Source organism: Pseudomonas sp. EZ-C24, assembly GCF_014525325.1.
GTDB classification, from domain to species: domain Bacteria; phylum Pseudomonadota; class Gammaproteobacteria; order Pseudomonadales; family Pseudomonadaceae; genus Aquipseudomonas; species Aquipseudomonas shirazensis.
Map to the genome: position 1 here is coordinate 33115 of NZ_JACDIU010000017.1, position 11584 is coordinate 44698.

Annotated in this window: 9 protein-coding genes; all 9 read right to left on the minus strand. The window is 58.7% G+C overall.

Annotation, left to right across the window (positions count from 1 at the left end; genetic code table 11):
- Nucleotide 1: 1 nt before the first annotated feature.
- The 9 genes from wbpA to IDM28_RS17025 all read right to left on the minus strand — a co-directional run bounded on the left by wbpA (nucleotide 2) and on the right by IDM28_RS17025 (nucleotide 11477).
- Nucleotides 2–1312 carry a UDP-N-acetyl-D-glucosamine 6-dehydrogenase gene (gene wbpA, locus IDM28_RS16985; RefSeq protein WP_188036528.1) on the minus strand — a complete coding sequence of 437 codons (1311 nt, stop codon included), beginning with the start codon at nucleotides 1310–1312 and terminating at the stop codon, nucleotides 2–4.
- Between the two features lie 267 nt (nucleotides 1313–1579).
- Nucleotides 1580–2959, minus strand: coding sequence for a Wzz/FepE/Etk N-terminal domain-containing protein (locus IDM28_RS16990; RefSeq protein ID WP_188036529.1), 1380 nt, complete (start codon nucleotides 2957–2959; stop codon nucleotides 1580–1582).
- 163 nt (nucleotides 2960–3122) lie between these two features.
- Complete coding sequence (locus IDM28_RS16995) at nucleotides 3123–4172, minus strand: LPS O-antigen chain length determinant protein WzzB (protein WP_188036530.1); 1050 nt, start codon at nucleotides 4170–4172, stop codon at nucleotides 3123–3125.
- A 216-nt stretch (nucleotides 4173–4388) separates the two neighbouring features.
- Nucleotides 4389–5807, minus strand: coding sequence for an MBL fold metallo-hydrolase RNA specificity domain-containing protein (locus IDM28_RS17000; RefSeq protein ID WP_188036531.1), 1419 nt, complete (start codon nucleotides 5805–5807; stop codon nucleotides 4389–4391).
- A gap of 107 nt (nucleotides 5808–5914) precedes the next feature.
- Entirely contained in the window at nucleotides 5915–6178 is a 264-nt protein-coding gene (locus tag IDM28_RS17005) for a LapA family protein (protein ID WP_150571398.1), read from the minus strand.
- A 22-nt stretch (nucleotides 6179–6200) separates the two neighbouring features.
- A complete protein-coding gene (ihfB, locus tag IDM28_RS17010; RefSeq protein ID WP_101321649.1) occupies nucleotides 6201–6500 on the minus strand; it encodes an integration host factor subunit beta in 300 nt (99 codons plus the stop codon).
- Nucleotides 6501–6783: 283 nt separating this feature from the next.
- On the minus strand, nucleotides 6784–8463 hold the full coding sequence (gene rpsA / locus IDM28_RS17015; RefSeq protein ID WP_101321650.1) for a 30S ribosomal protein S1: 1680 nt from the start codon (nucleotides 8461–8463) through the stop codon (nucleotides 6784–6786).
- A gap of 123 nt (nucleotides 8464–8586) precedes the next feature.
- Nucleotides 8587–9273 carry a (d)CMP kinase gene (gene cmk, locus IDM28_RS17020; protein WP_101321651.1) on the minus strand — a complete coding sequence of 229 codons (687 nt, stop codon included), beginning with the start codon at nucleotides 9271–9273 and terminating at the stop codon, nucleotides 8587–8589.
- The gene (locus IDM28_RS17025; protein WP_316937015.1) at nucleotides 9270–11477 is read right to left on the minus strand and encodes a bifunctional prephenate dehydrogenase/3-phosphoshikimate 1-carboxyvinyltransferase; all 2208 of its coding nucleotides are present in this window, start codon (nucleotides 11475–11477) and stop codon (nucleotides 9270–9272) included. Before IDM28_RS17025 ends, cmk begins: the two co-directional genes overlap by 4 nt.
- Nucleotides 11478–11584: the final 107 nt, after the last annotated feature.

Consider the following 11584-nt stretch of genomic DNA (forward strand, 5'->3'; position numbering starts at 1 on the left):
ATCAGGCTTTGATGATATGCGCTGTCGGCGTGCGGTACTTGCCGCGGCTGTCGACGATCAGCTTGGCCTTGCTCTCGATCAGGGCATAGTCAAACTTGTCGTGATCGGTCGCCAACACAACAGCATCGAAGCTGGCCAGGTTTTCAGCGGTCAGTGCTTCGCTGCTCAGCTCGAAGTGGTGCTCGCGCATCTTCGGGAACACCGGGACATGCGGATCGCTGTACGCAACCACGCCGCCCTTGGCTTCGATCAGCTCCATGATTTCTACTGACGGCGACTCGCGCATGTCGTCTACGTTTTTCTTGTAGGAAATACCCAGGACCAGCACGCGGCTGCCCTTGAGTGCCTTGCCTGCATCGTTGAGGCCGTCCATCAGTTTGCCGAGCACGTATTCCGGCATGGCCTGGTTGACTTCGCCCGAGAGCTCGATGAAACGGGTATGCAAGCCGTATTCACGCGCCTTCCAGGTCAGGTAGAAAGGGTCGATCGGAATGCAGTGGCCACCCAGGCCTGGGCCAGGGTAGTACGGGGTGAAGCCAAATGGCTTGGTCGCTGCGGCGTCTACCACTTCAAAGATGTCGATACCCATGCGGTCGGCCACGATCTTCATCTCGTTGACCAGGCCAATGTTGACGGCGCGGTGGATGTTCTCCAGCAGCTTGGTCATCTCGGCAGCCTTGGTCGAACTGACCTGAACAACCTGATCGATCGCTTGCTCATACAGGGCGACGCCGACTTCCAGACACTGAGCGGTGTGACCGCCAATGACTTTTGGAATGGTGCGGGTTTCGAAGTTCGGATTGCCCGGATCTTCGCGCTCAGGCGAGTAGACCAGGTAGATGTCCTGACCGACCACCAGACCGCCTTCCTGCACTCGAGGCAGTAGCTCTTCTTCGGTGGTGCCTGGGTAGGTGGTGCTTTCCAACGAAACCACCTGGCCAGGGCGCAGGTAAGGCTTGAGCGCGTCGGTGGTGTTGATGACGAAGCTCATGTCCGGTTCGCGGTATTTGTTCAACGGGGTAGGTACGCACAGAATCAGTGCATCGCATTCGCTGACACGGGTGAAGTCGGTTGTCGCCTCAAAACCGCTCTCGCGCGCCTTGGCAATATTGGCGGCAGAGATATGTTCAATGTAGCTCTGGCCGGCGTTGAGCTTATCAACTTTGAATGTATCGATATCGATACCCAGTACATTGAAGCCAATGGCATTATATCGCAGCATCAGTGGCAGACCGACATAGCCAAGACCGACGATACCAATCAAAGCCTTGCGGCTTTTGAACTTTTCTACCACTGCATTAATGTCTGTCATATTTTCCAACTCACCATGAATTTTCCGCCCGTCGTCAAGACAGTACAGCGGGTACTAAAACTTGGACGACTCATTACCAGCCGAGTGAATCGATCCGCTACTAACCTCGGTGCCGTCGCCCTATTGCATACGCTCGCCGTCGTTGCCGACCTCCGTGCGTCACGCGCTGCAGGAAATCCAAGGCGCTGCAATCATATTGCTTTAACCATCGAGGTTCCAACAGTTCTTTGGCAGCAACGATGCGGCCATTTGACATCACTTACGCTGCTAAGTTGCTGCGCCGTTCGTTGCCGGAGTATCGAGCCGGGACGTCCCGGTTTCTGCCACTGCATCAGGAGAAACGCGCTCTGCAGTGCCTTTGATCTCCAGCACACGGATCTGCCGCAGGCGGTCCTTGACCAGGCTGCGAATCAGCGCGACAAACACACCCAGCATCAACCCGACCACCAACGCCACCAACACGATCAACGCTTTGCGTGGACGAATCGGACGAACCGGCTCAACCGCTAGCTGGTCGACACTGATCAAACGCAGGCCTTGCAGGCTGGTATCCAGGTTAAGCAGGCGTGATTTTTCTGCTCGGAGGGTCTCGATCCCTTCAAGAAAGGCCGCGTCATTAGCCCGCGCCTTGAGCATCTGCACCTTGCGGTTAGTGGACAGCATGACGAGCTCTTTGCGAATCTGCGCGATGCGCGGCTCGGTGAAGTCGTCGGAAGTACGTCGGCGCAACGCATTGCGCTCAGCCTCGAGCACATTCGAGCCAAGGAAATACAACGGCGTTTGCTGGCTGTTGACTTCGGTGCGAATGACATTGCTGCTTTCCGAATCTGCATTGGCCATCAGGGACGGTGTAGAGGGCCGGCTCAGGCCCAGGCTTCGCGCAATGGCAATTGCCTCATCCAACTGAGCCAGCCGCGCCTCTCTGCGCAGTTTCGATTGCACACGCAGGGCGCTCAGCTCGTCGTTCAACTCCGCACGCTTGATGGCGTCGGCCTCTTCCAGGCGCGCTATTCGGCTTTCTTTGCCAGCGCTGTATTGCTCCATCGCCGAACTCAGCTTGGCATCAACTTCGGTCAGGCGGTTGGCCTTGATGATCTGAAGGTCCTGGACCAACTGAGCTCTCTCTCGCTCGGCCGCATAAGCGACAAAGTCATTGAGCACACTGGCTCCATCAAGCCCCCGGTCGTAGCGAATCTTCAGACCAATATAAGTACTGAGCAGATCAGTCTTTTTGGGGTCTGGCTGCATGAGCATCAGCGCATCGCTGTTGAACGCATCGAACGCCTGCTCCAGACTCTGGCCCGGGCTTGCGAACGCCTCGATCAGCTCCGGCCGTGCCCGGAAGAAGGCCAGCCGCGCGTCATAGGAATCCAAGGTCGCGCCTACCCGCTTGAGCGCCTCAACCGGCGGCAAGGTGTAGATTTTCGACCGGTTCAGGGCGTCCAGCTCGTTCAGGGCAACCGGGCGCAAAATAGTCGATGTTTCATAGACCGGTGTTGCAAGCTGAGCATAGACAACACCTAGTGCGGCACTTACGGCAGCCACACCGAGGATCAAAACTCTACGTCGCCACAGTCGCCGGACGAGATCGAAAAGGTCTATTTCGCTGGTATGGATAGCGGGCGGTACACGCGTGACGCTGTTCAATGCACTTTGCCTGATAGATAGATTGAGAATTACCACGACAGGCACTGCTTAGCGCATCATGCGCGCGTCCAGCTTTTCCATGCCATCGGTGACCGCGAGCATTGTTGCATTTCTCGCAATTTCCAACAATGGTTGGGGACAAGAACCGGCCACGTTACAGCACTCAAGCCATGACACGGCGCCTTAGCCAGACATCTCTGGCAAGCGCGACCATCACCCCCAAACCCAAGCCCGCCGCACTAGCCAGCAGAACGATCAACGACTTTTTAGGCTTGATTGGCTTATCAGGCTGCTCGACAGCGCCATCCTGCTGATATACCGCGATGGCGGATGGATCAATGCTGATACTGCGATAAATACCCAGCTTTTCCTGCCTGGACCTGAGCTCGCTGATGAATGGATCATCGGAGACGCGCGATTTGAGGGTATCGATTTCAGCTCTGAGCGCTTCACTCCCGCGCATGTAGGTCAGGCTGCCTCCCATGCCCGCTGAAATTTCTGACGACAAGTCACCTGCAAGAATCGGTGGCTTCTTCAGCCCAATGGATTCAGCCACAGCAAGCGCCTCCTGCAGCTGAGCAATCTGGTCTTCACGCTGCTTGCGCGCGCCGGCCTGGGCAGCTTGAATCTGTCGCTCGAGGTTATCAGCCATGATCGCGAGGTCGCTGTGGCTACCCTTCAACACTTCTCGCTTAGCGCGTTCAGACGCCATTTCCACATATGTCGTGACCCAGTCGGCAGCTCTACGGGGGTCTTCGAGATTAGCGGTTACGACATAACGAGAGGGCATGTCTTTGCCAGCCTGAGACACTTTGATCAAACTGTTGAAGTGACTGTACAAAGCGTCACGCGAACCACTGCGCTGCTCATCCGTGAGGTGCGCCAAATATTCCGTGCGGAAAAATTTGTTACGTAGTGCTTCTGACTGCAGGGCCTTCAAGTAAATGTCGTATACATCCTTGACGGAATAGGTCGGCAACCCTGAATCTCCACCCCGAGCGTTATTGAGTTGAGCAATCTCGCTCTGCGACGGCGGCTGAACATAAAGCTTGGCCTCATATACCGGTTGTACGAGCAGCACATAGGCGATGCTCAGTCCAATTATCGGCAGTGCAACCAGTGCAACCCAGAGCTTCCTTCTCCAGACACCCTGCACCAACTCGACCAGATCAATTTCACCCTCACCACTCAGGCGCTCACGTTCATTGCGCATCTATTCTAATTTTCCTTGGATCCGTCGAAGTCAGACTTCCCTGAACAGGTACGACCTTCGCCAAACCATGGCTTGCTACCTGTAAAGATGAAGCGTAGCGGCAATTCAGCAATGTGCATGGCCCATTACATGTCTTTAGCATTAATCAGTTATAGAGAGGTCTGAGCCTGGGAAGTTCCACTCCGCACTGGCTTCAAAGCGTGCTCTGCCAAACGGTCAAGCTGGGACTGTGACGTCCACCTCGCACCCGAGTTCCGCAGATTTGCTGCGCAGCGCTGACGCCAAACCCCGCTTCGCCCCACCCTCCCCATGCACAAGCACCACCCGCCTGGCCGCCCTCCCCGCGCCGAGCGCAAACTCGACCAACCCAGCCTGATCCGCATGAGCCGAATAGCCCGCCAGCGTCGTGACCTTGATCCGCCGCGGATAGGCCTCGCCATCCAACTCCACATTCTCAGCACCAGCCTGCAAAACCGCCCCAGGTGTCCCCTTGACCTGATACCCGACAAAAACCACCTCATGCCGCGGATCACTCAGCATGGCCTTGAGGTAATTAACAATCCGCCCACCCGAACACATGCCATTGCCGGCAATCACAATCGCTGGCCGGCCAGTACTCTTCAGATAATTGACCACTTGTTGGTGCTTGGCATGGCTGTCGACACACACCAACTGAGCGAAGCCAAGCGGCTTGCGACCTTCGCTCAAGCGCTGCCGGGCTTCGTCATTCCAGTACTGATGCAGCTCCCGGTAGATTTGGGTCACGCGCTGAGCCAGCGGCGAGTCGAGGATGATCGGTAACTGCGCCCAGTCGATCTGGTCGTCACTAGCTGCCGCGCCCGAAGCATCCAAAAGCCCTTTGCTGTGGAGGATTTCTTCGATCTCATAAAGCAGTTCTTGCGTACGACCGAGGCTGAATGCGGGGATCAGGATTGTTCCCTGATCAGCAAGTGCGCGGTCTATTGCTGCTTCCAGACGCTGGCGACGTTCGCTGCGGTCAGGATGCAGGCGATCGCCATAGGTGCTTTCAAGTACCAGCACATCGGCGCGTTCCGGTGGCTGGACCGGACGCAGCAAGGGGTTATGAGGCGCGCCGATATCGCCAGAGAACACCACACGGGTGCTGCACGATTGCTCAGGGGTACAGATGTCACACTCGACGTACGCTGAACCGAGCAGATGGCCGGCTCGCTGCAGGCGGATGCGACATTGCAGGTGCGCGCGCTCGACCAGACTGTGCCACTGACCAAAAGCGATGGGCTCTACCAGACTTTTCAGCAGGTGCAGAAAACGCGTTACCTGCGCGGGCTCGCTACTGATGCCGAGCTTGAAGGCATCTTCAAGAACCAGCGGGAGCAGCTTCGCGGAAGGCTCGCTACAGAAGATCGGGCCGCGAAAGCCTGCGGCCAGCAGTGCCGGAATGCGACCGACATGGTCGAGGTGCACATGGGTGATCACAAACGCCTGGATGCCGCTGATATCGAAGCCCAGCGCGGAAGAATCAGGACGGGCATCGGCGCCTTGCTCAAGCCCGCAATCGACAAGCAGGCTGGTGGCGGAATCTAGGTGCAGCTGATGACAGGAGCCCGTGACGCCGCGGGCGCCGCCATGGTGCGTGATAACGGGAAAGGTCATGCTGCTGCTGAAGCCCTGCGCAGGGGGTGAAAACGAAGCGGGCTATTACTCCATTTTCTTCGCGGATTCCATATCAGCTATATCTGCTAAAGCTGTAGGACGTTTCCTCAGCTCTCTGCCAAGGCCGCCTGACGTGCCGATGCACGAATCCTGCGTTTGCTGCGCATGACGCCGTAGGCGCCAAGCAATGGACCGAGGGCCAACCCCACCACCAAGGCGGCGAGTACCGGCAGCGCTACAGGCACTGCAGGGGCAGTCCAGCCGAACAATACCAGGGCGACGGTTTGCTGGTTCTCCAGCACGAAGAACATCACCACTGCTGCCAGCAGCAGGACGAACAGCAGCGCCAGGGCGCGCTTGAGGTTACGCATCGGTCTGATCCTTTGATTGCACTCAGGCTTCGGTTTCGTGCTCTTCTTCGTTGACCCGGTCGCGCAATTCCTTGCCCGGCTTGAAGTGCGGCACGAACTTGCCTTCAAGGCTTACCGACTGGCCGGTCTTGGGGTTGCGACCTACGCGAGGTGCGCGATAGTGCAGCGAGAAGCTGCCAAAGCCGCGGATCTCGATGCGATCGCCCGTTGCCAGGCACTGGGCCATTTGCTCGAGCATGGTCTTGATGGCCAACTCGACGTCCTTGGACGAGAGTAAACCCTGATGGGTGACAATACGTTCGATCAGCTCCGACTTCGTCATGTTTTTCCCTTCGTTATCAAGCAGCTAGATCATTGCTTAACCAGTTTGTAGCACGCTCAGGAGGATTTGAACAGGGCGGTTCTTGACTTAATAAAAAAATTCAAGATTGGTGCGCGGGGAACTTTTTCGGTGCACCGGGTTGGGCAGCGCTGGGTAGAGGGGTTTGCACCAGTTGGGCTGAGACGCCGCGGGCAGCTGCGCAACCCTCTGACAACAGGCGACAAATCGCAGGCAATAAAAAAGGGCGACCTAAGTCGCCCTTTTTCTACCGATCAAGCAGAACTTAGTTCTGTTTGGCCATTGCTTCGCGCAGCAGCGCAGCCATGGTGGTGTCGGCAGCAGCTGCCTCAGGAGCCTGTTTCAGGCTCTGGATAGCTTCACGCTCTTCAGCATCGTCTTTCGATTTGATCGACAGGCTGATAACGCGCGACTTACGGTCAACGCTGATGATCTTGGCTTCGATCTCTTCGCCTTCCTTCAGAACGTTACGCGCGTCTTCAACGCGGTCACGGCTGATTTCGGAAGCTTTCAGAGTAGCTTCGATGTCGTCGGCCAGGGTGATGATGGCGCCTTTGGCGTCAACTTCTTTGACGATACCCTTGACGATTGCACCCTTGTCGTTGACAGCAACGAAGTTGGAGAACGGATCGTCTTCCAGCTGCTTGATGCCCAGGGAGATGCGCTCGCGCTCTGGATCAACCGACAGGATGACAGTTTCCAGCTCGTCGCCCTTCTTGAAACGACGTACGGCTTCTTCGCCGGTTTCGTTCCAGGAGATGTCGGACAGGTGAACCAGACCGTCGATGCCGCCGTCCAGGCCGATGAAGATACCGAAGTCGGTGATCGACTTGATGGTACCGGTGATCTTGTCACCCTTGTTGAACTGGCCGGAGAAGTCTTCCCATGGGTTGGACTTGCACTGTTTGATGCCCAGGGAGATACGACGACGCTCTTCGTCGATGTCCAGAACCATAACTTCCACTTCGTCGCCAACCTGAACGACTTTCGACGGGTGGATGTTTTTGTTGGTCCAGTCCATTTCGGAAACGTGTACCAGACCTTCAACGCCTTCTTCCAGCTCAGCGAAGCAGCCGTAGTCGGTCAGGTTGGTAACGCGAGCTTGTACGCGAGTACCTTCTGGGTAACGAGCAGTGATAGCTACCCACGGATCTTCGCCCATCTGCTTCAGACCCAGCGAAACGCGGTTGCGCTCACGGTCGAACTTCAGGACGCGAACATCAACTTCGTCACCAACGTTGACGATTTCCGACGGGTGCTTGATACGTTTCCAAGCCATGTCGGTGATGTGCAGCAGGCCGTCGATGCCGCCCAGATCCACGAATGCGCCGTAGTCGGTGAGGTTCTTGACGATACCTTTGACTTGCTGGCCTTCTTGCAGAGTTTCGAGCAGAGCTTCACGCTCGGCGCTGTTCTCGGCTTCGAGGACGCTGCGACGCGAAACAACGACGTTGTTGCGCTTCTGGTCCAGCTTGATGACCTTGAATTCCAGCTCTTTGCCTTCGAGGTGGGTGGTGTCGCGCACTGGGCGGACATCAACCAACGAACCTGGCAGGAACGCACGGATACCGTTAACGTCGACAGTGAAGCCGCCTTTAACCTTACCGTTGATAACGCCCTTGACAACTTCTTCGGCAGCGAAAGCAGCTTCCAGAACAATCCAGCACTCGGCGCGCTTGGCTTTTTCACGGGACAGCTTGGTTTCGCCAAAGCCGTCTTCGACCGCGTCCAGCGCAACGTGAACTTCGTCACCGACCTTGATGGTCAGCTCGCCAGCTTCGTTGTAGAACTGCTCGAGCGGGATGACGCCCTCGGACTTCAGGCCAGCGTGTACGGTAACCCAGTCGCCGTCGATGTCGACAACGATACCGGTGATGATCGCACCCGGCTGAAGATTGAGGGTTTTCAGGCTTTCTTCAAAGAGTTCTGCAAAGCTTTCGCTCATTTTAATTCCTGTAGATTTGGGCGAAGAAGACGCCCCTAACCACACTCCAGACAATGTGGGTTTCGTTATTTAAAGGAAAACCGGCAAGACGTTGACTGGTGCCCCTGCCTGCCTTCCTGATCATCAGGCGATACCGCGCAGGGCGATCTCGCTTTTGATGCGTTGCAACACCTGCTCGATGGACAACTCGGTAGAGTCCAGCTGAATCGCGTCGGCCGCCGGTTTAAGCGGGGCCACCGCACGCTGGGTATCGCGCTCATCGCGCGCACTAATCTCATCTAGCAGACTCGCCAGCCTAACATCGTCGCCTTTCGCTTTCAACTGCAAATAACGACGACGCGCCCGTTCCTCGGCGCTGGCGGTCAAAAACACTTTCAACGGCGCGTCCGGGAACACCACAGTGCCCATGTCGCGGCCGTCTGCGATCAGCCCCGGAGCCTCCTGAAACGCGCGCTGGCGCTGCAGCAGGGCATCGCGCACCGCGGGCAGCGAGGCCACCATCGAGGCGCCGGCGCCGACTGCTTCGGTACGGATGTCGAGGCTGACGTCGTCACCCTCGAGCATGATGCGCTGCAGCTTACCCTCCTCGGCCGGGTAGAACTGCACATCCAGATGAGCGGCCAGCTTCGTCAGCAGCTCTTCGTTGGTCAGGTCGACGCCATGGTTGCGCGCGCTGAAAGCGAGCAAACGGTACAGCGCGCCGGAATCGAGCAGGCGCCAGCCGAGCTCACGTGCCAGCAGCCCGGCTACGGTGCCTTTGCCCGACCCGCTCGGGCCGTCGATGGTAATGACCGGGGCCTGGGCGTTCACGACTTGGCCTCTTCGGCCACACGAATGCCGACTTCGGCGCACAGCGCGAGGAAGTTCGGGAACGAGGTCGCAACGTTGGCGCAGTCATGGATACGCACCGGCGCAGTGGCCCGCAGCGAGGCGATGCTGAAAGCCATGGCGATACGGTGGTCGCCGTGGCCGTGTACTTCGCCACCGCCAATCGGGCCGCCGTCGATGATGATCCCGTCCGGGGTCGGTTCGCACTTCACGCCCAGGGTGATCAGGCCGTCGGCCATTACCTGGATGCGGTCGGATTCCTTCACTCGCAGTTCTTCGGCGCCACGCAGGATGGTCCGGCCTTCGGCGCAAGCCGCGGCGACGAACAGCACCGGGAACTCGTCGATAGCCAGTGGTACCAGCTCTTCCGGGATCTCGATGCCTTTGAGCTTGGCGCCGCGCACACGCAGGTCGGCTACCGGCTCGCCACCGACTTCACGCTGGTTCTCCAGAGTGATATCGCCGCCCATCAGGCGCAGGATGTCGATGACACCAGTGCGGGTCGGGTTGATGCCGACGTGCTCAAGCAGCAGGTCGGAGCCTTCGGCGATCGACGCGGCAACCAGGAAGAACGCAGCAGACGAGATATCTGCCGGCACTTCGATACGGGTTGCGGTGAGTTTGCCACCCGCTTGCAGCGAAGCGACCGGGCCGTTGGACTCGACCGCATAGCCAAAGCCGCGCAGCATGCGCTCGGTGTGGTCGCGGGTTGGCGCAGGCTCGGTGACGGTGGTCACGCCTTCGGCATACAGGCCGGCCAGCAGCAGGCAGGATTTGACCTGGGCACTGGCCATTGGCAGCGTGTAGTTGAGTGCCTTGAGTTTTTGCCCGCCACGAATGGTCAGTGGTGGCCGGCCATCGGCGCCGGTTTCGACCACTGCGCCCATTTCCCGCAGCGGGTTGGCGACGCGGCCCATCGGCCGCTTCGACAGCGAAGCATCGCCAGTCATGGTCACGTCGAACGGCTGGCCGGCGAGCAGGCCCGACAGCAGGCGCATCGAGGTGCCGGAGTTACCGACGTAGATCGGCCCGGGCGGGGCTTTCAGGCCGTGCAGGCCGACACCGTGAATGGTGACCTTGCCATGGTTGGGGCCTTCGATGACCACACCCATGTCGCGGAAGGCCTGCAAGGTCGCCAGAGCGTCCTCGCCTTCAAGGAAGCCTTCGACTTCAGTGGTGCCTTCGGCCAGCGAGCCGAGCATGATCGAGCGATGGGAAATCGACTTGTCGCCTGGAACGCGGATCCGTCCGGACACGCGGCCACCAGGTTGGGCCAGGAAAATCAGATCGTTGGCGTTCATAGCGTCCACATAGGCCCGGCGGGCCAGGATTTTACTGAAATGCTCGCGGGCAACCCGTGCGCGGGTAAATACCCCCAGCAGCTGGTGCCCATCCCCTGCATCGACCGCGTCGCGCAAGGCGTCGAGGTCGCTGCGAAATGTATCTAGCGTGCGCAGCACCGCCTCGCGGTTGGCGAGGAAGATGTCATGCCACATGATCGGGTCGCTGCCGGCGATTCTTGTGAAATCGCGAAAGCCCCCTGCAGCGTACCGGAAGATTTCGAGGTTTTCATTGCGCTTGGCCAGCGAATCGACCAAGCCGAAGGCCAGCAGGTGTGGCAGGTGACTGGTAGCCGCCAGCACTTCGTCGTGACGCTCGACCGTCATGTGTTCGACATCGGCGCCCAATGCGCGCCACAGGCGGTCGACCATGGCCAGTGCGGCAGGGTCGGTTTCAGCCAGTGGCGTAAGAATGACTTTATGCCGGCGGAACAGCGCGGCGTTGGAGGCCTCTACCCCGCTCTGCTCGGAGCCGGCAATCGGGTGGCCGGGAACGAAGCGCGGCAGATTGCTGCTGAACACTTCGCGGGCAGCACGGACCACGTTGCACTTGGCGCTGCCGACGTCGGTGACGATGGCATTGCCAAGGTCGAGCCTGGCCAGCACGGCGAGCAGTTTTTCCATGGCCAGGATCGGCACGGCGAGCTGAATCACGTCGGCGCCGATGCAGGCGCTGGCGAGGTCTTCTTCGCAGCGATCGACTACACCGAGGGCGACAGCCTGCTTGCGCGACGGGGCATCGAGATCGACGCCGACCACTTCGCGGCACAGACCGCTTTCACGCAGGCCCTTGGCGAACGAGCCGCCGATTAGGCCGAGGCCGACCACGACCAGGCGGCCGATAATCGGCGCGGATTTGTTTGCTACCACATCAACCACGAGTGCGAACCCTGTTCAGAACGGCAGCATGTGCCGGATCAAACCATGCTGATCGATTGCCGCACCGGGGCCGC

Bases quoted from the DNA above. Each gene is read 5' to 3' on its own strand.
- wbpA (WP_188036528.1), bottom strand. From the start codon at position 1,312: ATGACAGACATTAATGCAGTGGTAGAAAAGTTCAAAAGCCGCAAGGCT.
- IDM28_RS16995 (WP_188036530.1), bottom strand. From the start codon at position 4,172: ATGCGCAATGAACGTGAGCGCCTGAGTGGTGAGGGTGAAATTGATCTG.
- IDM28_RS17000 (WP_188036531.1), bottom strand. From the start codon at position 5,807: ATGACCTTTCCCGTTATCACGCACCATGGCGGCGCCCGCGGCGTCACG.
- IDM28_RS17005 (WP_150571398.1), bottom strand. From the start codon at position 6,178: ATGCGTAACCTCAAGCGCGCCCTGGCGCTGCTGTTCGTCCTGCTGCTG.
- ihfB (WP_101321649.1), bottom strand. From the start codon at position 6,500: ATGACGAAGTCGGAGCTGATCGAACGTATTGTCACCCATCAGGGTTTA.
- rpsA (WP_101321650.1), bottom strand. From the start codon at position 8,463: ATGAGCGAAAGCTTTGCAGAACTCTTTGAAGAAAGCCTGAAAACCCTC.